The sequence below is a fragment of the Streptomyces sp. SID13666 genome (genome assembly GCF_010548325.1).
GTDB classification, from domain to species: domain Bacteria; phylum Actinomycetota; class Actinomycetes; order Streptomycetales; family Streptomycetaceae; genus Actinacidiphila; species Actinacidiphila fildesensis.
On sequence record NZ_JAAGLX010000027.1, the window covers coordinates 99,029 to 120,253 of the forward strand.

The following is a 21,225-nucleotide window of genomic DNA, read 5'->3' on the forward strand; positions in this document are numbered from 1 at the left end:
ACGCAGTCGACCATACCCGGAACCCGCTGTTCGACAACCCCCGTTGGCCGATTCACCGGAGCACGTTGGCCAAATCCCGTGACCCTTCCCACAAAGTCACGGAATTCGGTTTGGACAACGTCAGCCGGGTATCAGTTGTGGCCTCATTCGGTCATTCGCGATCGAATTGATTCACCAGAGCAAAGGCCTCACGCAAGTCGCGACCCGAATAGGCATGAGTGGCCAGATCCCGTACATAGTGGTCACCATTCACCGCCACCGACGTCGGCACCACCCCGAACAGCGCCGCGTCCGACAGCGAGTCCCCGTAGGCCACACAGTCCGCCCGCGTCACCCCGTACTGCGCGCAGAGTTCATCGGCGATGCCCACCTTCGACTCCGGCACCAGGATCCCCGCCAGATCGAGTACCGCCTCGGGCGCGAAGGGCACCGGCGGGAAGACCGACGAGCGCGCCTCGTGCACGCCCCACTCGCGCAGCCGCCCTACGAAGAAGTCCGGCGACAGGGAGATCACCGCGCAGTGGTCACCGCGATCGGTGATCTCCGTCCAGACCTCGCGTATCCCGTCCAGCCACGGCGCACCCTCGAAGGCGGCCTTCAGCCGCTCCTCCGTCAGCGTCGCCCACAGGGCGTACACCCGTTCCGCGAACCCCGGCGGGTCCAGCGTGCCCCGGATCAGGCCGCCTTCCAGTTCCCGGATCTCCTCGACCATGTCCAGCTCCCTGGCCAGCTCCAGGCTCGCCGAGGAGCCGTGCATCAAGGTGCCGTCCATGTCGAAAATGTGCAGCCGTGCCACGCGAGCGTCTCCCTGCTTCGTACCGATCCCGCCTACGCGGAGATACTCCCAGCGTGCGACGGGATCGACCGATCGGGCCACTCGTTTTGTGCGGCGGACCCGCCGCTCCGGCGGCCCCCGCCCTGGCCGCCCAGACACCGCCGCCCGCCGGACCGCACCACGGCTGCGGCCGCGATGTTCCACGTGGAACATCGCGGCCGTGGAACATCATCAGGTGCCGCGGGTGCTGAACGTCATCGGCCCTGGAGCGCCCTCAGCGACGGCTCAGGACCCCACTCGGCTGACCGTGACATCGCCGGAGCCCGTCTTCGCCTGGATGCGCGCGGTGGCCGACGGGTCGGTCGGCACCGACACGGTCCTGTCGCCGGAACCCGTGCTGACATCGATCGCGTACGGACCCCCGGGCACCTGGACGGTGACATCGCCCGACGACGCCTTCGTCAGGACCTTCTGCGGCGGCTTGGCGAACGTGAGCCGGATGTTGCCCGACGACGCGGTCGCGCTGACGTCGGCTCCACCGAGTCCGGTGGCGGTCAGATCGCCGGAGCTCGCCGAGGTGGTCAGCGCCCCCGCGATCCCGGAGACGTCGATATCGCCCGAGTGCGTCGTCAGGTCCGCCGACGCGACCCCCTGCACCTCCACGTCCCCACTGCTCGTGCTCACCTTCACGCTCACCCCGGCGGGCACGGTCAGCTCGTAGTCGATCGAGCAGTCGTCGCAGCCGTTGGTGAACGTCAGCCGGCCGTTCTCGACCTTCTGCCCGGGAGTCGGCTTGTCGTCCCCGTGATAGCGCACCGTCCGGTGGATGGTGACCCCGTCACCCGTGCCCGGCCGGATGCGGACATCCCCGCTTCCGGTGCCCACCTCGACGGCACTGACCGGCCCCGCGGCCTTCGCGTCATCGACGGCCTTGTGCTCCGGGCTGCTGTGGATGCTCACCCCGTCGCAGCCCGTGAGCGCGGCCCCCAGGACGAGCGCGGACACGATCAGTACGGCGGAACGCTTGGCTGTCATCACAGTCTCCCCGATCGCCGGAACCCTCGTCCGACGCTCCGCAACCAACCTAAGGTCCGCCACCATCCGGTCCCATGCGGTCTTCAGGTCTCTTGGTACGGGTGCTAGCACTACCTCCAGCCCTCCGGGTCCACACCTCCCGGCACCCCGGCGGCCTCGTCGTACGGCTCCCGGGCAAACACGAAGGACCCCAGGTCGAGATGGCGCACCTCGCCGTCGTCGCCATGCACCACGCGCAGCGTCTCGCCCGCGTAGTAGCCGTCGAGACCGGTCCAGGTACCGTCCGGCTCCGCCCTGAACCGGGCACCACGGCCCCGCCCGTCCAGTGCCGTCAGCTCCACGTCGCGCTCCGCGCGCAGCCGCAGCACGAACGGGGTGGTGCCCCAGTACCAGGGGCCGGTGAGGGCCAGCAGCGCTGGATCCGCCGCCGACCGCGGGCGCCACGGCTCGGGGAAGCGCGGCTCGTTGTCCGCCACGATCGCCAGCAGGTCGGCCGCGATGGAGGCGACCCGCGGCCCGGAGGTGGCGTTGGTCAGCACCAGTGCTCCCACGCCGTCCTCGACGCTCACCCACAGCGTCGCCAGGAAGCCCGGCATGGACCCGGTGTGTCCCGCCAGCAGCCGGCCGTCACGGCGCAGCAGCTGCATGCCCAGCCCGTAGCCGGCGTCCTGGTCCTCCCCGGCCGGCGCCGCCGCCGGGGTACGCATCTCGGCGACGGTCGCGGCGCTCAGCACCCGCTCGTCGCCCCCGGCCAGGAACACGGCCCAGCGGCACAGATCGTCCGCCGTGGACCAGAGCTGGCCGGCCGGCGCCATCAGCCCCGTGTCGTGCAGCGGTTCCGGCTGCATCACATCGGCCCACGGATGCACCGCCCAGCCACCCGCGTGTGGTGCCTGCGGCAGCAGCGTCGTCCGGGTCATGTCCAGCGGCTCCAGCACCTCCGCCTGCAGCACGTCGCCCCACGGCTTCCCCCGCAGCTTCTCCACGAGCGCGCCCAGCAGGGCGAACCCCGGGTTGGAGTAGTGATGGACGCGGCCGGCCGGATGCTTCATCGGTTCCGCGCCGAGCAGGTCGGCCAGCTCCGGGCGCAGATCGCCGGAGGTGCGCTCCCACCACGGACCGGGCGTCTCGGCCGCCAGTCCTGAGGTGTGCGCGAGGAGTTGGGCGATCGTCGCACGGCCCGGCTCGGTGTCGGGCAGGTGCAGACCGAGCGGGTCCGCCAGGTCCAGCAAGCCCTCGTCCCGCAGCCGCATCACCAGCACCGCCACGAAGGTCTTGGTCAGCGACCCGATCCGGTACTGGGTGTCCCCGTCGGGGCCGTGCCCCTCCATCATGCTGCGGCCACTCGTCCAGACCGTGGCCCCGTCCCGCACCACCGCCCCCACCATCGACGGCGTACGGCCCTCGGCCTGTCCTCGGGCGAGCCGGTGCAGCAGGGCACGACGGGTGGTGGGCAGCAGTTCCTCGGCCGCAGGTGCGGCGGGCGGCACTTCAGGTGTCTCGGACATACGGGTCAGCCTCGCAGAAACGGCGCCGGTCGCTCCAAGGGTTTCCGGCGGTCGCGCTTGACTCTGACACTGTGTGAGGGCCTGCACTAGGAGACGTCATGTTCACCATCGGAGACTTCGCCAAGCACGGACGGGTATCGGTCCGCATGCTGCACCACTACGACGCGATCGGGCTGCTGCGGCCCGCCCGCGTCGACCCCGCCAGCGGCTACCGCTTCTACGAAGCCGGCCAGCTGTCCCGGCTCCATCGCGTCATCGCTCTGAAGGACCTCGGCTTCAGCCTCGAACAGGTCCGGTCGATCCTGGACGAGCAGGTGAGCGCCGAGCAGTTGCGCGGCATGCTGCGGCTGCGCCGGGCGGAGCTGGAGGAGGCGATGGCGGCCACCGCCACGCGGCTGACGCATGTCGAGGCGAGGCTCCGGTCGATCGAAAGTGAGGGACGCATGGCTGCCGACGACGTCGTGGTCAAGCGCATTCCAGCGGTCCGGGTGGCCGAGCTGACCGGCACCGCCATCGGGTTCGGCCCCGAGCACATCGGACCGGTCATCGGCCCGCTCTACGACGAGCTGTGCCGCCGGCTGGAGGCCGCGGGTGTGGCCGTCACCGGACCGGGGGTCGCCTACTACGAGGACGCCCCGGAAGGCGACGGTGCGATCACCGTCCACGCCGGACTGACCGTCACCGCCGACCCGGCGGCCGGCCACGACTTCACGATCGTGGACCTGCCGGCGATCGGGAGCGCCGCCACGGTCGTGCACCACGGTTCCATGGACGACATCGTGTCGACGGCCCAGACCCTGGCCCGGTGGATCGACTCCACCGGCGCCCGCTCCACCGGCTATCCCCGCGAGCTCTACCTCGAATGCCCGGAGGACCACGACAAGTGGGTCACCGAGCTCCAGGAACCGATCGCCCAGTCCTGACCCGACGGCACCGGACACGAGGGGATACGGCCGGGGCCCCGGAGCGGCGTGGATCGCCGCCCCGGGGCCCCGGCCCTGGGTCACCTACTGGTGGGTCCTAGTCGTTCTGGTAGTACCCGAAGGCGTCGATGACGAGGTTGACGCTCCCGGTGCCCGAATTCCAGAAGTCGATGATGCCGTACGGGCCGGGGCTCGCCTGGACCAGGTTCGGAACGGTCTGTCCGCGCAGCCAGTTCAGCGTGGACACGCCGGGCCGGGTCGGCCAGCCCGCGCTGCCGCTCTCGTACTGGTACTCCGAGTACGGGTCGGGGGAGACCGTCAGGAAACCGGCCCCCTTGGTGTCCGTCACGGTGGTGTTGAGCGCGAACGCCGTGATGTCGGGCTCGTCGGCGCCGAGGGGCGTGTAGATGTAGCCCCCGGGGTACATCGGGCCGCTGTGCCAGTACGAGGCGCGGGTGTCGAGCACCCGGACCGGATCGACCGGCAGGTAGGCGCTCTTGCTCGCGGCGCTGTAGTAGCCGACGACGTCGACGAGGACGTCGGTGGACCGGGTGCTGCCGTTGAAGACCCGGATCTTGCCGTCGGCACCGACCGGCACGATCACCGCGTTGGCGATGGTCTGGTTCGTGCCGTAGTTGATGTTGGACGCGAGCGGCGTCTTCCCGCCGTCCGGGTAGACGGTGAGGAAGCCGGACCCCTTGGAGCCGGTCACGGTCACGTTGAGCGCGACCGCGGTGACGCCGGAGGCCGGCAGGTGGCCCTTGCTGTTCCCGGCGATCTGGGCGGCGAACGATCCGTTGGCGCCGATCTGTCCCTTGGCCACCCCGGTGCCGTTCCGCGTGTCGACGAGACGGGCGGGCGACACCGGCGTGTAGCCGCTGGACGCGGACTGGGTGAAGTACCCGGCGACATCGGCGATCAGGTCGACGGTGGCGGAGGCGCCGTTGTACAGATCGACGTAGCCGTTGGCGCCCACCGGGACGATCACCAGGTTCGGAACGGTCTGGCCCGCGGTGAAGTTGACGTTCGAGGTGCTCGGCCGCGCGTCACCGTCGCCGTACGCCGTGATGTAGCCGAAGCCGTCGGCGCGGGTGACCGTGACGTTCAGGACCACCGCGGTCACTCCGGCCGGAATGCCGCCGTTGCCGCCGATCTGCACCTTGGTCACCGCGTGGGCCTTCGCCTTGGCCTTCGGCGCGCCGGTACCGGTCCGGGTGTCGAGCACCCGGGTCGGCCCGTAGGCCGTGTAGGCAGAACCCGCCGTCCTCGCCGTGACGGTGTTGGACACCGTGTTCCCGACGTTGTCGGCGACCGTGACGGTGATCGTGTATGTCCCCAGCTTCGCGTACCGGTGCGGCAGGGTCACCCGCCCGGAACCGTAGACGTCCGGGTTGCTCGTGGTCCCGTCACCCCAGCTGACCTTGGCGGTGATCGGCACGAGCGCGGTCGTGACGTCCGCGTTGAGCGAGATCGCGTACGCGCTCGTGTGCGTCCCGGACAGGGCCACCGCGAGTTGGGCGTTGGGGTTGACGTACTGGACGGCTCCCCGGCTGGTGTACGGGCTCACGCCGTAGAAGTCCGAGCCGAGCCGGCCGGGCGCGTTCGGGTCCGCGGAGTTGATCGCGGCCGAACCCGGCACCAGGAGCATGTCGACGTTGGCGGACTTGTTCGCCCTGAGATAGGCCCCGTTCGCCTTCTTGGTGTCGATCACGTCGTGTGCGCCCTGGGCCGCGCCGGCCTGGAAGGCGGCGAGCGTCGGGTACGTCGTTCCGGACCAGCTGTAGGGCGCGGTCGCGTCATCGCCGTGGATGTAGAAGGCGTTGTAGTCGGCCGTGGTGCCGGCGCTCGACCCTTCGGAGACGGTGATGTCCGGCGCCCACGTCTGCTGGGCCGCCGTGCACTGCGACTTGAAGCCGCCGAACATGTAGTCCGTGTCCGGGTTGGTGTCCTCCAGCAGGTTGTTCTCCAGGTGAACGCCGGTCGAGGCGCCCTGGATGTCGATGGCGGACGCGCACGCCCGCTGGATCGTGTTGCCGGTGACGTCCAGGCCGGCCACTCCGGTGGCGGTGATGCCGGTCGCCGCCAGGACGTTGCCGGCGAGCGTGATGTCGCTCGCGCCGGAGGCCACGGAAATCCCGCTGGCCGCGGGCCCGGCACCCCAGAAGCCCGCGTCGACATACGTCCGGCTCACGGTCACGTTGCTGGACGCGCCGTCGATGGTGAGAGCGTCCACCCCGTGGGTGTTGGGGTTGAGGTCGACATAGTCGCCGTCCAGCTTGATGTTGGACGAGCCCTTGATCACGACCGCGGGCGTGCCGTACGACTCCAGCATCATGTTGCTGACCGTCACATCGGTGACGCCGTCCAGTTCGAGGGCCGGCCGCTGTCCTGACGAGTTGATCCACGCCTGGCCGCCGATTCCGACGATCCTGATCCCGGAGGTCTTGACCGTCACCGACTCCTGGGAGAAATACCCCGTGCTGCCGGTTATCTGGACGGTGTCACCCGGGACCGCCGCATTCACCGCGTTCTGAATCAGGCAATAGGGGGCATCCTGTGCGCCCGTCCCGGTATCGACATCGCAGGAGATCGCCGATACTGCGTAAATCGTCCTACCGGTGCCCTCGTCCCGCGGCTGCACTCCGCGGGCCAGCGGCCTGCGCTCCCGGACCTGCTTCGCCGCGGGGCTGGAGAAGGTGGTGAAATTCGAGGACGCTGCCCTGGTCAGAGCGGCAGCGGCACTCGGTCCACTGCTATGGGGAACGGCATGCGGTGAATTGTCCGCATAAGCCAATCCCGGTATAAGGGCAACGCCGGCTGCAAGTGCGGCAGCCGTCGTTGCAAGACGACGATGAGACACTGGCCCCCCCAGTTTCTCTCAGGCAAATCTCAGGATAGTACCCGGTAAGAATACAGATCCGGATGCCCTCAAGAACACCCGTTTTATCGCCCGCTCATACCCTTTTCAGGACTCAGGTCTGCGCCATGTCCACAAAGCGTGAATAGTGGCCCTGGAAAGCAACGGTGATCGTCGCGGTGGGGCCGTTACGGTGCTTGGCGACGATGAGGTCGGCCTCGCCCGCGCGCGGGGACTCCTTCTCGTAGGCGTCCTCGCGGTGCAGCAGGATGACCATGTCGGCGTCCTGCTCGATGGAGCCGGACTCACGGAGGTCGGAGACCATCGGCTTCTTGTCCGTGCGCTGTTCGGGGCCACGGTTCAGCTGGGAGAGCGCGATGACGGGGACTTCGAGCTCCTTGGCCAGCAGCTTGAGGTTTCGGGACATGTCCGAGACCTCCTGCTGACGGCTCTCGGGACGCCGGGATCCACCGGACTGCATCAGCTGCAGATAGTCGATGACGACCAGTCGCAGATCGTTGCGCTGCTTGAGGCGCCGGCACTTGGCGCGGATCTCCATCATCGACAGGTTCGGCGAATCGTCGATGAAGAGGGGCGCCGCCGACACGTCCGGCATCCGCCGGGCGAGCCGCGTCCAGTCCTCGTCGGTCATGCTGCCGGACCGCATGTGGTGCAGCGCGACCCGTGCCTCCGCCGACAGCAGGCGCATCGCGATCTCGTTGCGGCCCATTTCGAGGGAGAACACGACGCTGGGCATACCGCTGCCGATCGAGCAGGCGCGGGCGAAGTCCAGCGCCAGGGTCGACTTGCCCATGGCGGGGCGGGCCGCGATGACGATCATCTGGCCCGGGTGGAGGCCGTTCGTCAGTGAGTCGAGGTCCGTGAACCCGGTGGGAACGCCGGACATCCCGCCGCTGCGGGACCCGATCGCCTCGATCTCGTCGAGGGCGCCCTCCATGATCTCGGAGAGCGGGAGGTAGTCCTCGGACGTGCGCTGCTCGGTGACCGCGTAGATCTCCGCCTGGGCGGAGTTGACGATCTCGTCCACGTCGCCGTCGGCCGCGTATCCCATCTGGGTGATGCGGGTGCCGGCTTCGACGAGGCGGCGCAGGACGGCGCGCTCGTGCACGATCTCGGCGTAGTACTCGGCGTTGGCCGCGGTGGGGACCGCGTTGACCAGGGTGTGGAGGTACGGGGCGCCGCCGACGCGGGTGATCTCACCGCGCTTGACCAGTTCGGCGGCGGTGGTGATGGGGTCGGCCGGCTCGCCCCGGGCGTACAGGTCGAGGATCGCGGTGTAGATGGTCTCGTGGGCCGGACGGTAGAAGTCCTGGCCCTTGAGCACCTCGACGACATCGGCGATGGCGTCCTTGGACAGCAGCATGCCGCCGAGGACGGACTGCTCGGCGTCGAGGTCCTGCGGCGGTACGCGTTCGAAACCGCCGCCGCCCTCGGACCAGTTGCTGCGGTCCTCGCCGTCGTCCTTCTTGTTGCGCTTGCCGCCCTGTCCGGAACGGAAGCGGGTGACCGGCAGCCGGTCACCAGGACCGCTGTCGGGGGGGAACGGCGGTTCGTCCCCCCAGTGGTCGTCCGCGGGTTCGGGTTGGGTCACCCCGCCACCTCCTCCGTCCGACCTGGCGCCATACCGTGCGTCTCTTTCTTACGCCACGGCTCTGACAATTGAGACACCCGGCTCCTCGTACGGCGCGTCGGGCAGGGGGCTCACGGTAGGGCCCAGGAGACCGTTGGCCAAGACGGTTATCCACAGGCCCTGTGGACGGAGGCATCCAACCTGTGGAGAAGCCGCCTCAACCTGTGCACAGGCCTTGGGAAACCGCTGTGGACAAACACACAATCAGCCGACCTGAACCGCCCTGACCTGGCGTTTTATCATCCGCGGGCTGTGCAGAAGAAAAACTTTCGCCCTCGGGCCAAGATCGCGACAAACCACGCGGAGGAGATCACTCTACGCAGTCGCACGTAATAGTTGATCAGGCCTTGCAGGTATTACTTGTGGATGATTATCCTGAGCGGGTGAACCCGGTCGCCGAGCCTCCCCAGAAGAGCCACCCCAGCCATCTCTCCAAGGAGACCCGGCGGCGGCACGACCGGGAGATCATCGCACTCGCCGTGCCGGCCTTCGGCGCCCTCGTCGCCGAGCCGCTCTTCGTCATGGTCGACAGCGCGGTCGTGGGCCACCTCGGCACCCCGCAGCTCGCCGGGCTCGGCGTCGCGGCCGCCCTGCTGACCACCGCCGTCAACATCTTCGTCTTCCTCGCCTACGCCACCACCGCCGCCGTGGCCCGCCGGGTCGGCGCGGGCGACCTGCCGGGCGCGATCCGCCAGGGCATGGACGGCATCTGGCTCGCCCTGCTGCTCGGCGTTGCCGTCATCGCGCTCGTCGTCCCCACCGCTCCGGCACTCGTCGGCCTCTTCGGAGCGTCCGACACCGCCGCACCGTTCGCCGTCACCTACCTGCGGATCAGCGCGTTCGGCATCCCCGCCATGCTCGCCGTCCTCGCCGCCACCGGCGTGCTGCGCGGCCTCCAGGACACCAGGACGCCGCTCTACGTGGCGCTCGGCGGCTTCACGGCCAACGCGGGGCTCAACGCGGCCCTGGTCTACGGCGCGGGACTGGGCATCGCCGGCTCGGCCTGGGGAACGGTCATCGCCCAGAACGCCATGGCCGTGGTGTACCTGTACGTCGTCGTCCGCGGAGCGCGCCGGCACGGCGCGTCGCTGCGCCCGGACGCCGCCGGCATCCGGGCCTGCGCCCAGGCGGGCGTCCCACTGCTGATCCGCACACTGAGCCTGCGGGCGGTCCTGCTGATCGCCACCGCGGTCGCCGCAGGCCTGGGCGACACCGAGATCGCCGCCCACCAGATCACGCTCACCGTCTGGTCGCTGCTGGCCTTCGCACTCGATGCCATCGCCATCGCGGGGCAGGCCATCATCGGCCGCTATCTGGGCGCCGACGACCCTGCGGGCGCCCGGGCCGCCTGCCGCCGGATGGTGCAGTGGGGCATCGCCTCCGGCGTGCTGCTGGGGCTGCTGGTGGTCGCGAGCCGCCCGCTGATCGCGACGCTCTTCACCTCCGACCCGTCCGTGCGGAGTGCCCTCATGCCGGTCCTGCTGGTGGTCGCCGTCAGCCAGCCGGTCTCCGGGATCGTCTTCATCCTCGACGGTGTCCTGATGGGCGCGGGCGACGGGCCCTATCTCGCCTGGTCCATGCTCGCCACGCTGGCCGTCTTCGCCCCCGTCGCGCTCGCCGTCCCGGCCCTCGGAGGCGGCCTCACCGCCCTGTGGTGGGCCATGACGCTGATGATGCTGACCCGGCTCGTCGCGCTCCAGCTGCGGGCGCGGTCCGGCTGCTGGATCGTCACCGGTGCGGTGCGGGCGTAGCCGTCCTCTTCCCTGCCGCGGGGGACGCGGCGGTGGTCCGGGACCGGTTCCCCGTTCCGCCGATCCGTGCCGACCGTACCGATGGTCCGGCCGCCCGGCCCGCCCGGAAGACGGCGAGCGGCCGTTCACGGCCTCCCAGGTGCCGCGCCAGCTCCCGTTCCGTCCACGGGCAGTCGAGGATCTGGCTCAGCGGATGCACGGCGATCCCCCGCTCCGCGAGGCCGTACCAGACCCGCACGAGCTCCTGTCCGGCCTGGACCAGGGCGGCCGGGGGCCCGGCCGCCGCACCGGCGCCCGACGCGGCGGGTCCGGCCGGCGCGGTGAGGACCAGGACACTGCCCTCGTAGCGCAGCAGCCCGCTCTGCGAAGCGGCCAGCAGCCGGGCCAGCCCGAGGCGCCGCAGCACCCCGTAGACGCCCGGCATGAGCACCGCCCGCAGCCCCGCAGCCTCCACGCGCGACATGGCCAGCGCCTCGTACGTCAGACCGTCGGCCGCGTACCGCGGATGGCTCCGGTTCAGCCGTAGCCAGGTGCGCAGTTCCCGCACCACCGGGGCACTGCCGAAGAGCCAACGGTCGGCGCGTACCGCGAGGCCCGCGAGTTCGCGCGCGGGCACTTCCACCAGGCTCGTCCGTTCCAGCCCGGTCCTGGCGGCGCCGAGGTCCGCCGCGGTGAGCCGTCCCCCGGTGTGGACACCCCTCGCGCAGCCGCGCAGCCCGACGGTCCGCGCGCTGAAAGGCGTCGCGTACAGATCGGGCGCCGGCAACAGCCGGGCGGCCGTTCGCCGTTCCTCGTCGACGGTGATCTCGGCGCGTATCGCGAGGCCGGCGTCCGCCGCGACGATCAGACAGGTCTCCACGAAGGCGCCCAGGGACAGGAACAGATCGCGGCGGCCGGGGTCGCCGTCGGGCAGCTCCCGGGCCGGGTCCCAGCCCACTTCGACGGCGTCGTTGTCGTAGCGCAGCACCCAGGGCTGCGTGTTGTGCGCGCTCGGCGCGCGGCGGCACAGCTCCTCGCGCTCCCGCAGCACCGCCGTCCAGTGGACCGAGTCCCGGTTGCTCACCGCATTGCCCTCTCGTAGAAGGTGTAGCCGTGCAGCGGTCGGCCGCCGACGCGCCGGTACTGCGCGGCCGACGCGGCGTTCCCGTGCTCGACGAAGGTGCTGCGCAACGTCCGGTAGCCGCCGCTGCGCAGATTGCGGTGCAGTTCCCGGGCGAGGAGCGTCAGATAGCCCTTCCCCTGGTGCCCCGGCACCGTCCCCTTGATGATCAGTACCGCTTCGCTGCGGTACCGGCCGCGGGTGGCCAGCAGCCGCAGTTGCTGCGGGAGCCCCAGCCGGCCACGGGCCGCCATGACGAATTCCGAGATGTCGGGGACGGCGAGCACGAACGCGACCGGCTCGCCCTCCGCCGTCAGATAGAGCAGCAGCTGCTCGTCGAGGAGATGGGCCAGCCCGTCCGTCTGGGCCGCCAGCTCGGCGGCGGAGATCTCGGTGTAGTAGCCGAGTTGGGCGAAGGAGGCGTTGAGCATGCCGCGCAGCAGCGGCAGTTGCTCCGCCAGCTTCCGCCGCGAGCCGTGGTGGATCCGCAGCCCCTCAGCGGCGATGCGGCTGTCGTCGAACAGGAACGCCTGGCCGGGGTCGACGGCGCCGGGACCGTCGAGGTTCTCGCAGACCCAGGTGTCGGCGCCGAACCGCCGGGTGAAGCCGTGCTGTTCGTAGGCAGCCGGGTAGTACGCCGGGTTCCAGGCGGAGTCGATGAACCCGCGGTCCCCGAACCCCGACGTGATGACACCGCCCGACTGGTTGGGCAGCAGACTGACCGGCCCGAACGCCACCTCCGTTCCCGCACCGGCCCGCTCGGTCAGATCGAAGAGCTCCTTGGCGACGTCCTCCCCGACGTCCTGCGGATCGGCGAACTCGGTGAGCCCGAAGAGCTGGGCGCGCCTGCCGATCCTGCTGTCGAACCCGGGGTAGCGGTGCAGGCAGATCCGGCCCACGGGGGTGCCGGCCGCGTCGCGCGCGACATGGAGCTCGACGGTCCGTTCCCGGTACCACGTGCGGATCTGGGGCTCCAGGGTCGGCACGTAGCGGTCGCGCGGGTGGAGCCGCAGCGGGAGTTCGCAGAACTCCCGCAGCTCGCTCCGTCCGCCGACCTTGGTGACGGTGATGGTCACGGCCTGCCGTCCAGGTGCTCCGGGCAGCGCGCCGCCGGCGCTGCGCCGCTCGCCGCCGCACGCGGCTCCGCACTGCGCTGCGCACGCCGTTTCTCGTGCCGCACATGCTTGACGGGGCGCGGTGCGCGCCCTGCGGAGAGCTCCGTGCTCAGCGGCTCGAAGGTGTCGACGTGGGACAGCGCACCGTCCTCGGCCCGCCAGACGCCGTTGGTGTACCCGGCCGCGTCCGCCGTGTAGATACGGATCCAGCCGCCGGTCGCGCGGCCCTTGCCTTCGTCCGTCAGCCAGCACATGAGCTCGTGATGGGCCTTGCCCCGGGCGAACTTCAGCAGTTCGTCGCGGTCGGCGAAGAAGGCGATCGTGCCCAGGGTGAAGGGGAAGCGCCAGTACACCTTGTGCCAGACATAGCCCTTCATCAGCTTCATCTCGCGGACCATCCGCACATAGCCGGGGCCCAGCGTGATGATCGCGCGCAGCCCCGAGTAGCGGGTGGCGCCGACGAACATGGCACCGGCCTGTCCTGGCGCCGGGGTGAGGGAGAAGTCGGTACTGCGCATGGTTCAGGCACCGCCCTTCGCGGTCGCACCGAGCAGGTACTTGTTCTTGATGCCGCGACTGCTGCCACCGGCCGCGGTCCCCGTTCCACCCGCGAACGGCCCCGAGCCGTACGGGTGCACCCGTGCCGCCACCTCGCCGGCCGAGGAGTCCTCCGTCAGCGACTGGGCGAAGTCCCGGCTGCAGGCGGCGAGATGCCGCAGCACGCCCGCCCGGCACACCTCCGCGAGCTTCACGGTCCCGTCGGCGTCCAGCACCGTCCCCTCCCGCAGCTGCACATGGACGACGGGCCGCGCCTCCAGGTCGTCGCCCTCCTCCAGCGCCAGACAGAAGCTCTCGATCCGGTCCGCCATCGGATTGCCCTCGTACAGGCCGTACTCGACGTCCTGCGGGTAGATGTTGGCGCCCATGTAGGAGACGGTCGAGTCGGCCCGCCCGTACAGGAACAGCAGGGGCAGCCGCATCTTCTCGCGCAGGGCGGCGGCCTCCGCGCGCTGCAGCAGGACCGGGCGGTCCGCGAAGAGCTCCCGCAGGATGTCCCAGACCTGGGGGAAGGACATCAACGTGCCCTCGTCGCCGATGTTGTAGCGGAGCTTGGGAGCCATGACGGCGGTGGAGTTGATGGTGCAGAGCACCTCGCCGGTCCGGTCGTCGCCGGCGGTCTCCAGATAGGTCTCCAGGGGGTTGTACTGGAAGACCATCGGCAGCCGCTGCTCGTCCGGGCCCAGGAAGGCCGCCCTGACGGTGGCGTCCTCGCGCATCATCCGACGCAGCCAGACACTGAAGGTGGTCTCGCCGCCCATCCCGATGGTGAGGTCGGACGCGCCGTAGCCGGAGCGGACCTTGCCGAACACATCGCCGACGTAGTCGCGCAGCGCCTCGGTCATCCCTTCGCCGCCGACCATCGCCGCGAGCCGGTAGCTCTTCTCCTCGAACCAGGACTCACCGGCCAGCCGGTCCCGCAGATGCTTGAGGAACGGCGGGTAGGCGGTGACCAGGTAGTCGTAGCGCGGCCCGAAGTGCCGCAGCGTGTCGACGATCTTCTCCAGATCGGGCCCGGTGTTCTTCACGGTGGCGATCCGGGCCATGGCGATGCCGGTGTTGGTGCCGGTGGCCCAGGCGCCCATCGAGTAGGCGTTGATCACGAAGAGCCGCTTCGAGGGGAAGACGAGGCTGGTGTAGCCGGCCACATTGCGGTGCACGGTGTTCAACTCGCGGCGGCTGCGCACCCAGTTGTACGGAGTGCCGGACGAGCCCGAGGACTCGTCGACCACGCTGCCGGCGATCTCCACCCGCCCCTTCCAGCAGCGCATCTCCTCCGGGTACGCCTTGACGTACGACTCCTTGTCGGTGGCCGGGTAGGAGTCGAGCCGGAACCAACGGAACCGCCAGCCGCCGTTCTCCAGGTGCGCGGCGTACGCCGGTACGTCCAGCGCCGCGAACTGGCAGGTCATCCATGCGTGGAGGCGGGCGAAACCGCTCATCCACGGGCGGTAGTTGCGGGCCATCACCCGCCATACGAAGGGGTGCACCCGGTAGAGCCGGTACAGAGCGGTGAGCCCGAAGCTGATGATTCTCAGCAGCCACTGCCGCGCGAAGCTTCCCATTGCCATGCCCACATGGTGGCCGCGCGGCCCCGTCCTCTGTATGGGCTGCGCTACTCACTCCGGGCCCCGTACCTACCTGAGTACGCGCGGCGTCCACGAGGGCACTCGGGTGCGATGTTTCACGTGGAACATCCGCCGGCCGATGGGATGTTCCACGTGAAACATCCCGGAACGAACGAAGGACCGGCACCCCCTGCGGGGTACCGGTCCTTCGCGCTGCGCCGAAGCGCGGCAGATCAGGCAGCAACGACCTCAAGGTCGAGCTTGACCTCGACCTCGGGGTGCAGACGCACCGAGATCTTGTGGGCGCCGAGGGTCTTGATCGGCGTACCGACCTCGACACGACGCTTGTCCACGTCCGGGCCACCGGCGGCCTTGATCGCCGCAGCGATGTCGGCCGGCGTGATGGAACCGAACAGTCGGCCGCTGTCACCCGCGCGGGTGGTCAGCTGCACCTTGACGGACTGCAGCTTCGCCTTGACGGCGTTCGCGTCCTCAAGGGTGTGAATCTCGCGGATCCGACGCGCACGACGGATCTGCTCTACGTCCTTCTCGCCACCCTTGGTCCAGGCGATCGCGAAACCGCGCGGGACCAGGTAGTTGCGGGCGTAGCCGGACTTGACCTCTACGACATCGCCTGCGGCGCCGAGGCCGGAGACCTCGTTGGTGAGGATGATCTTCATGTTTCGGTCACCCTTCCTTAGCGAGCGGTCGACGTGTAGGGCAGCAGTGCCATCTCACGGCTGTTCTTCACGGCCGTGGCGACGTCACGCTGGTGCTGCGTGCAGTTGCCGGTCACGCGGCGGGCACGGATCTTGCCGCGGTCGGAAATGAACTTCCGCAGCATGTTCGTGTCCTTGTAGTCCACGTAAACGGTCTTGTCCTTGCAGAACGCGCAGACCTTCTTCTTAGGCTTGCGCGGAGGCGGCTTCGCCATGGTGTCTCTCCTGTTTGATCAAGAAGTTGGTGTCGTGACGCCCTTAGAAGGGCGGCTCGTCCGAGAAGCCGCCGCCGGAGGAGGAACCGGAGTTCCCTCCCCAGCTTCCGCCGCCGCCCTGCTGGGCACCGCCGGCCGGAGCACTGGTCGCCCAGGGGTCGTCGGTAGCAGCACCGCCGCCGCCCTGCTGGCCGCCGCCGGAGCTTCCGCCCCAGTTGCCGCCACCCTGGCCGCCCTGTGCGCCACCGCCACCGCTGTAACCGCCCTGCTGGCCGCTACGGCCGCCGCCGGTCGTCTTGGTGACCTTGGCGGTCGCGGTCTTCAGGCTGGCGCCGACTTCCTCGACGTCCAGTTCGTAGACCGTCCGCTTGACGCCCTCGCGGTCCTCGTAGGACCGCTGCTTCAGCCGGCCCTGCACGATGACGCGCATGCCTCGCTGCAGCGACTCCGCTACGTTCTCCGCCGCCTGACGCCAGACCGAGCACGTGAGGAAGAGGCCATCGCCGTCCTTCCACTCGTTGGTCTGCTTGTCGAAGATGCGGGGTGTGGACGCGACACGGAACTTCGCGACCGCCGCACCGGACGGGGTGAAGCGCAGCTCGGGGTCGTCGACGAGATTGCCGACGACCGTGATGACGGTCTCGCCTGCCATGGTGGTGACCTCTCGGCGGTGTGCTGGCTGCTTCTCGGAACCGGTACTGCTCTAAGCCCGCAGGCTCAGTGCAGTTCCGGGCGGAGGACCTTGGTCCGGAGAACCGACTCGTTCAGGTTGAGCTGACGGTCGAGCTCCTTGACGACCTCGGGCGAAGCCTTGAGGTCGACGACCGAGTAGATACCCTCGGCCTTCTTCTTGATCTCGTACGAGAGGCGACGACGGCCCCAGGTGTCGACCTTCTCCACGCTGCCGCCGCCGTTGCGGACGACAGTGAGGAAGTTCTCGATCAGCGGGGAGACAGCGCGCTCCTCGAGATCGGGGTCGAGAATGAGCATGAGCTCGTAGTGACGCATTGTGGAACCCACCTCCTTTGGACTCAGCGGCCACGGCATTTCCGTGGCAGGAGGGTTTGCATTGCGTCGCAACGGTAGCGCCGACCACTGACAATCACGGTGGATCGTTGTGGACCAGCGCAGACACCGGTGCAGACCGTACAGACTACCCGGACAACCGCCTCCGGTTGAAATCCGGCCGCTAATGCCCTCAATCTGTACACATCGGGTAGGAACGGCGCTACGATGCGCTACGGCTCCGTTACGGAGGTCTCCCATGGCACAGCAAGCGGCTCGGACCCATCGCCTCACGTTCAACACCGACGGCCAGGCCCATCCCCTGGAGAACACGCTGGTCGCGGTCACCCTGGTCCTCGGTGGCATCGCCATCGTCACGTCGATCTTCGACAGTCTGCATCTGCTCAGTTCCCTGACCGGCCTGGCCGGGATCATCACCGGGGGATACGGGCAATTCATCTCGGTCACCACCGCCGAACGCTTCGCGCTGATCATCGGGCTCGGCGCGGCCGCGGTCGGCTTCTACCTGGGTATGGCACACGGAGGGTTCTTCGGCGGCTGACGGGAGACTTGTCCACAGGGCTGGCGGGGCGGTTCCCCGATCGCAGTAGGCTTCGGCGCAGATAAGACCGCAGTCGTAGCGATGGGGAGCGCCCCGCATGAGCTTGACCCTGAGGACCATCAGCCGTGAGCAGCATCTGGCATTCATCCAGAGCCTGCCCTCGGCCAGTCACTGCCAGGTTCCGGCATGGGCGGATGTCAAGAACGAATGGCGCTCCGAGAACCTCGGCTGGTTCGACGACAAGACCGGCCAGATCGTGGGCGCCGGCCTGGTGCTGTACCGGCAGATCCCCAAGCTCAAGCGGTACCTCGCGTACCTGCCCGAGGGCCCGGTCATCAACTGGTACGCCCCGAACCTGGACGAGTGGCTCCAGCCGATGCTGGCGCACCTCAAGCAGCAGGGCGCCTTCACGGTGAAGATGGGTCCGCCCGTCGTCATCCGCCGCTGGGACGCGCCCGCCATCAAGGCCGGCATCTCCGACCCGGACGTGAAGCGGCTGCGGGACGTCGAGGCGACGTTCATCGAGCCCCGCGCCTTCGAGGTGGCCGACCGGCTGCGCCGGATGGGCTGGCAGCAGAACGAGGACGGCGGCGCCGGCTTCGGTGATGTGCAGCCGCGCTACGTCTACCAGGTGCCGCTGGAGAACCGTTCGCTGGACGACATCCTCAAGGGCTTCAACCAGCTGTGGCGCCGCAACATCAAGAAGGCCGAGAAGGCCGGCGTCGAGGTCGTGCAGGGCGGCTACGACGACCTCCCGGTCTGGCAGAAGCTGTACGAGGTGACGGCCGAGCGCGACCACTTCCGGCCCCGCCCGCTGTCGTACTTCCAGCGGATGTGGACCTCGCTCAACAACGAGGACCCCAACCGGATGCGGTTGTACCTGGCCGTGCACGAGGGCGAGGCGGTGGCCGCGGCCACCATGCTGATCGTCGGCGGGCACGTCTGGTACTCCTACGGCGCCTCCGCGAACCACAAGCGGGAGGTCCGGCCGTCCAACGCGATGCAGTGGCGGATGCTCAGGGACGCGTACGCCCTCGGGGCGAGCGTGTACGACCTGCGCGGCATCAGTGACTCCCTCGACGAGACGGACCACCTGTTCGGCCTGATCCAGTTCAAGGTGGGCACGGGCGGCCAGGCCGCCGAATACTTGGGCGAGTGGGATTTCCCCCTCAACAAACTGCTCCACAAGGCACTCGACATCTACATGTCCCGCCGCTGACCGGCGAGCAGACGAAGGAAAGGTCCTGACCAGGCCATGGCGCTCACCCTGTATGTCGACACCGCACGCTGGCGTGCGCACCAGCAGTCCGTGGCCGAGCAGTTCCCCGGCATAGTCCCGGTCTGCAAGGGCAACGGCTACGGCTTCGGACACGAGCGGCTCGCCGACGAGGCGACCCGGCTCGGCAGCGACATGCTCGCGGTCGGTACGACCTACGAGGCCGCCAGGATCAAGGACTGGTTCGGCGGCGACCTCCTGGTCCTCACCCCGTACCGGCTCGGCGAGGAGCCGGTACCGCTGCCGGACCGTGCGATCCGGTCGGTGTCCTCCGTCGAGGGCGTGCGCGGGCTGGTGGGCGCGCGGGTCGTCATCGAGGTCATGAGCAGCATGAAGCGCCACGGCGTCGCCGAGGACGACCTGGTCAAGCTGCACGCCGCCATCGACGACGTACGGCTGGAGGGCTTCGCCATCCATCTGCCGCTGGACCGCACCGACGGTTCCGACGCGGTGGAGGAGGTCTTCGGCTGGATGGAGCGGCTGCGCGCCGCCCGGCTGCCGCTGCACACGATGTTCGTCAGCCACCTCAAGGCGCATGAGCTCAGCCAGCTGCAGCAGCAGTTCCCGCAGACCAAGTTCCGTGCCCGGATCGGCACCCGGATGTGGCTCGGCGACCACGAGGCCACCGAGTACCGCGGTGCGGTCCTCGACGTCACGCGCATCGCCAAGGGCGAGCGCTACGGGTACCGCCAGCAGAAGGCCTCCGACGACGGCCACCTGATCGTGGTCGCGGGCGGGACCTCCCACGGGGTCGGGCTCGAAGCGCCCAAGGCCCTGCACGGCCTGATGCCCCGCGCCAAGGGTGTCGCGCGGGCCGGCCTGGCCACCGTCAACCGCAACCTGTCGCCGTTCGTGTGGGCGGGCAAGCAGCGGTGGTTCGCGGAGCCCCCGCACATGCAGGTCTCCATCCTCTTCCTGCCCAACGACGTGGCCCCGCCGGCGGTCGGTGACGAGCTGGTGGCGCACCTGCGGCACACCACCACCCAGTTCGACCGCGTCCTGGACCGCTGAGCCGCAGCAGGACGCCTCTCAGCCGGTCTCAGCCGGTCTCAGCCGCTGTCGCGGCACCGCCGCCCTCCACGGGCCGCTGTCCCGCCGGTGCGTGCCGTTCCACGCCCCACTCCACCGGCATCCCGGTGAAGGGGGCCGCGTGCCGCGGTTCATGGGCCCTGCCGAGCACGAACACGTCCGGCGCGCCGTCCAGCACGCCGCCGGACGGGTCGTCCTCGCCGTCCCAGCGCACCACGTCGCGTTCCGGCAGCAGGATGTCCCGCACCACCACGCCGCACAGGTACAGCGTGCCGAGGAGGTGGATGACGATCGCCAGGTGGTAGCCGTCCTGGGGCAGCCCGTGGTGCTTGTTGCCGCCCGTCACATAGGCGAGCTGCATCCAGATGCCCAGGAAGTACAGGACCTGGGAGCCCTGCCACACCAGGAAGTCCCGCCAGCGCGGCCTGGCGAGCACGGCCAGCGGCAGCAACCACAGCACGTACTGGGGCGAGTAGACCTTGTTGGCGACCACTATGGCGGCCACGACGAGGAAGGCGAGCTGCGCGAAGCGGGGACGCCGGGGCGCGTAGAGCGCGAGCCCCGCGATGGCCGCGCAGAGCAGCAGCATCAGGGCGACGGCGTAGGAGTTGACGCCGTCGAGCGGCTTGCCGGTCTGCTGGCTGATGACGAGCCAGATGGAGCCGTAGTCGATCCGGCGTTCCTGGCTGAACGAGTAGAACTTCGCCCAGCCGTCGCGCGCCAGCAGGATCACCGGCAGGTTCACCACCAGCCACGCGCCCACCGCACCCGCCACGGCCGTCCAGAAGGCCCTCAGCCGGCCCGCCCGCAGGCAGAGCACGAACAGCGCCCCCAGCAGCAGTAGCGGATAGAGCTTGGCGGCAGTGGCCAGGCCGAGCAGGACGCCGGCCGCCAGCGGGCGGCTGCGGGACCACATCAGCATGGCTCCCGCGGTGAGCGCCACCGCGAACAGGTCCCAGTTGATGGTGGCGCTCAGCGCCAGCGCGGGGGAGAGCGCGACGAGCAGGGCGTCCCAGGGCCGGCGCCGGTGGGTGCGCGCGACGCACACCACGAGGGCCACCGCGCAGACCATCAGCATGCCCGCGTTGACCAGCCAGTAGATCTGCTCCCGGTGCTGCTCCGAGCCGCCGTCCGGGGTGAACCAGGACGCGACCTCCATGAAGAGGCCGGTCAGGACCGGGTACTCCAGATAGTGGAAGTCGGTGGAGACCTCGTCCGGGATCCGGTCGAAGTACGGCACGATCCCCGTGGAGAAACCGCGGCCGCCGAACAGGTGCGGGATGTCGGAGTAGCAGGCGTGGATGTACTGCGCGTCACCCGGCTGGAACCAGCCGCTGTTGTAGCAGGGCAGCTTCTGCACCATCCCGAGCGCGAACATGCCGATGACCAGGATCACCAGGACCCGCAGCGGGTTCCACCAGCGGTGGGTGCTGATCTCCGCCCGGCGTCCCAGCGGCCCGCCGATGACCTCGCTGGCGGATGCGGCCAGCGGATCCTCGTCGGTCGGCGGCACGAGGGCCTCCAGCTGGTCGTCTTCGCGCACGCTCGTCATGCCGGACATCCTGCCGCATGGCCCCGG

General features: G+C 69.4%; 19 protein-coding genes. 5 read left to right on the forward strand and 14 right to left on the reverse strand.

Going from position 1 to position 21,225, the window contains the following annotated elements; genetic code table 11:
* Nucleotides 1-151: 151 nt before the first annotated feature.
* The 3 genes from G3I60_RS28765 to G3I60_RS28775 form a co-directional block, all read right to left on the reverse strand.
* Nucleotides 152-796, reverse strand: coding sequence for a haloacid dehalogenase-like hydrolase (locus G3I60_RS28765; RefSeq protein WP_164298581.1), 645 nt, complete (start codon nucleotides 794-796; stop codon nucleotides 152-154).
* A gap of 264 nt (nucleotides 797-1,060) precedes the next feature.
* Nucleotides 1,061-1,810, reverse strand: coding sequence for a DUF4097 family beta strand repeat-containing protein (locus G3I60_RS28770; RefSeq protein ID WP_164298579.1), 750 nt, complete (start codon nucleotides 1,808-1,810; stop codon nucleotides 1,061-1,063).
* A gap of 110 nt (nucleotides 1,811-1,920) precedes the next feature.
* Nucleotides 1,921-3,318 carry a serine hydrolase gene (locus tag G3I60_RS28775; protein ID WP_164298577.1) on the reverse strand — a complete coding sequence of 466 codons (1,398 nt, stop codon included), beginning with the start codon at nucleotides 3,316-3,318 and terminating at the stop codon, nucleotides 1,921-1,923.
* 98 nt (nucleotides 3,319-3,416) lie between these two features.
* On the opposite strand from G3I60_RS28775, the gene G3I60_RS28780 reads away from it, so the two are divergent.
* Complete coding sequence (locus tag G3I60_RS28780) at nucleotides 3,417-4,241, forward strand: MerR family transcriptional regulator (protein WP_138351146.1); 825 nt, start codon at nucleotides 3,417-3,419, stop codon at nucleotides 4,239-4,241.
* A gap of 97 nt (nucleotides 4,242-4,338) precedes the next feature.
* Here the strand turns inward: G3I60_RS28780 and G3I60_RS28785 are convergent, their stop codons facing one another.
* Entirely contained in the window at nucleotides 4,339-6,765 is a 2,427-nt protein-coding gene (locus tag G3I60_RS28785) for a PKD domain-containing protein (RefSeq protein WP_164298575.1), read from the reverse strand.
* 448 nt (nucleotides 6,766-7,213) lie between these two features.
* Nucleotides 7,214-8,710 carry a replicative DNA helicase gene (gene dnaB / locus G3I60_RS28790; protein WP_343241844.1) on the reverse strand — a complete coding sequence of 499 codons (1,497 nt, stop codon included), beginning with the start codon at nucleotides 8,708-8,710 and terminating at the stop codon, nucleotides 7,214-7,216.
* A 503-nt stretch (nucleotides 8,711-9,213) separates the two neighbouring features.
* Between dnaB and G3I60_RS28795 the strand changes: the two genes are divergently transcribed.
* Nucleotides 9,214-10,500, forward strand: a complete 1,287-nt coding sequence (locus G3I60_RS28795) for an MATE family efflux transporter (RefSeq protein ID WP_343241974.1) — start codon at nucleotides 9,214-9,216, stop codon at nucleotides 10,498-10,500.
* On the opposite strand, the gene G3I60_RS28800 is transcribed toward G3I60_RS28795, so the two are convergent.
* The 8 genes from G3I60_RS28800 to rpsF form a co-directional block, all read right to left on the reverse strand.
* A complete protein-coding gene (locus tag G3I60_RS28800) occupies nucleotides 10,478-11,563 on the reverse strand; it encodes a hypothetical protein (RefSeq protein WP_203674094.1) in 1,086 nt (361 codons plus the stop codon). The two genes, G3I60_RS28795 and G3I60_RS28800, sit on opposite strands and share 23 nt — an antisense overlap.
* Nucleotides 11,560-12,675 carry a hypothetical protein gene (locus tag G3I60_RS28805; RefSeq protein ID WP_164298571.1) on the reverse strand — a complete coding sequence of 372 codons (1,116 nt, stop codon included), beginning with the start codon at nucleotides 12,673-12,675 and terminating at the stop codon, nucleotides 11,560-11,562. Before G3I60_RS28805 ends, G3I60_RS28800 begins: the two co-directional genes overlap by 4 nt.
* A complete protein-coding gene (locus G3I60_RS28810) occupies nucleotides 12,672-13,232 on the reverse strand; it encodes a DUF4188 domain-containing protein (protein WP_203674096.1) in 561 nt (186 codons plus the stop codon). The genes G3I60_RS28805 and G3I60_RS28810 overlap by 4 nt, the downstream gene beginning before the upstream one ends.
* 3 nt (nucleotides 13,233-13,235) lie before the next feature.
* Entirely contained in the window at nucleotides 13,236-14,843 is a 1,608-nt protein-coding gene (locus G3I60_RS28815; RefSeq protein ID WP_203674098.1) for a phenylacetate--CoA ligase family protein, read from the reverse strand.
* 230 nt (nucleotides 14,844-15,073) lie between these two features.
* A complete protein-coding gene (gene rplI / locus G3I60_RS28820) occupies nucleotides 15,074-15,520 on the reverse strand; it encodes a 50S ribosomal protein L9 (protein ID WP_138351150.1) in 447 nt (148 codons plus the stop codon).
* 17 nt (nucleotides 15,521-15,537) lie between these two features.
* Nucleotides 15,538-15,774, reverse strand: coding sequence for a 30S ribosomal protein S18 (rpsR, locus tag G3I60_RS28825; protein ID WP_031512678.1), 237 nt, complete (start codon nucleotides 15,772-15,774; stop codon nucleotides 15,538-15,540).
* A gap of 43 nt (nucleotides 15,775-15,817) precedes the next feature.
* Nucleotides 15,818-16,426: a single-stranded DNA-binding protein gene (locus G3I60_RS28830; protein ID WP_138351151.1), complete on the reverse strand. Its 609-nt coding sequence runs from the start codon at nucleotides 16,424-16,426 to the stop codon at nucleotides 15,818-15,820.
* A 65-nt stretch (nucleotides 16,427-16,491) separates the two neighbouring features.
* Nucleotides 16,492-16,782, reverse strand: a complete 291-nt coding sequence (gene rpsF, locus G3I60_RS28835; RefSeq protein ID WP_138351152.1) for a 30S ribosomal protein S6 — start codon at nucleotides 16,780-16,782, stop codon at nucleotides 16,492-16,494.
* A 256-nt stretch (nucleotides 16,783-17,038) separates the two neighbouring features.
* Here rpsF and G3I60_RS28840 point away from each other — a divergent pair, with 256 nt between their 5' ends.
* From G3I60_RS28840 to G3I60_RS28850, 3 genes are all read left to right on the forward strand, one after another.
* Nucleotides 17,039-17,341 carry a hypothetical protein gene (locus G3I60_RS28840; RefSeq protein WP_164298569.1) on the forward strand — a complete coding sequence of 101 codons (303 nt, stop codon included), beginning with the start codon at nucleotides 17,039-17,041 and terminating at the stop codon, nucleotides 17,339-17,341.
* 97 nt (nucleotides 17,342-17,438) lie between these two features.
* A complete protein-coding gene (locus G3I60_RS28845; RefSeq protein ID WP_138351154.1) occupies nucleotides 17,439-18,560 on the forward strand; it encodes a peptidoglycan bridge formation glycyltransferase FemA/FemB family protein in 1,122 nt (373 codons plus the stop codon).
* 36 nt (nucleotides 18,561-18,596) lie between these two features.
* Nucleotides 18,597-19,628: an alanine racemase gene (locus G3I60_RS28850; RefSeq protein ID WP_164607908.1), complete on the forward strand. Its 1,032-nt coding sequence runs from the start codon at nucleotides 18,597-18,599 to the stop codon at nucleotides 19,626-19,628.
* A gap of 28 nt (nucleotides 19,629-19,656) precedes the next feature.
* Here the strand turns inward: G3I60_RS28850 and G3I60_RS28855 are convergent, their stop codons facing one another.
* Nucleotides 19,657-21,198 (reverse strand): glycosyltransferase family 87 protein, encoded by a 1,542-nt coding sequence (locus G3I60_RS28855; protein ID WP_138351156.1) that lies wholly within the window; start codon nucleotides 21,196-21,198, stop codon nucleotides 19,657-19,659.
* Nucleotides 21,199-21,225: the final 27 nt, after the last annotated feature.

Bases quoted from the DNA above. Each gene is read 5' to 3' on its own strand.
- G3I60_RS28770 (WP_164298579.1), bottom strand. From the start codon at position 1,810: ATGACAGCCAAGCGTTCCGCCGTACTGATCGTGTCCGCGCTCGTCCTG.
- G3I60_RS28775 (WP_164298577.1), bottom strand. From the start codon at position 3,318: ATGTCCGAGACACCTGAAGTGCCGCCCGCCGCACCTGCGGCCGAGGAA.
- G3I60_RS28780 (WP_138351146.1), top strand. From the start codon at position 3,417: ATGTTCACCATCGGAGACTTCGCCAAGCACGGACGGGTATCGGTCCGC.
- G3I60_RS28810 (WP_203674096.1), bottom strand. From the start codon at position 13,232: ATGCGCAGTACCGACTTCTCCCTCACCCCGGCGCCAGGACAGGCCGGT.
- G3I60_RS28815 (WP_203674098.1), bottom strand. From the start codon at position 14,843: ATGGCAATGGGAAGCTTCGCGCGGCAGTGGCTGCTGAGAATCATCAGC.
- rplI (WP_138351150.1), bottom strand. From the start codon at position 15,520: ATGAAGATCATCCTCACCAACGAGGTCTCCGGCCTCGGCGCCGCAGGC.
- rpsR (WP_031512678.1), bottom strand. From the start codon at position 15,774: ATGGCGAAGCCGCCTCCGCGCAAGCCTAAGAAGAAGGTCTGCGCGTTC.
- G3I60_RS28830 (WP_138351151.1), bottom strand. From the start codon at position 16,426: ATGGCAGGCGAGACCGTCATCACGGTCGTCGGCAATCTCGTCGACGAC.
- rpsF (WP_138351152.1), bottom strand. From the start codon at position 16,782: ATGCGTCACTACGAGCTCATGCTCATTCTCGACCCCGATCTCGAGGAG.
- G3I60_RS28840 (WP_164298569.1), top strand. From the start codon at position 17,039: ATGGCACAGCAAGCGGCTCGGACCCATCGCCTCACGTTCAACACCGAC.
- G3I60_RS28845 (WP_138351154.1), top strand. From the start codon at position 17,439: ATGAGCTTGACCCTGAGGACCATCAGCCGTGAGCAGCATCTGGCATTC.
- G3I60_RS28850 (WP_164607908.1), top strand. From the start codon at position 18,597: ATGGCGCTCACCCTGTATGTCGACACCGCACGCTGGCGTGCGCACCAG.
- G3I60_RS28855 (WP_138351156.1), bottom strand. From the start codon at position 21,198: ATGACGAGCGTGCGCGAAGACGACCAGCTGGAGGCCCTCGTGCCGCCG.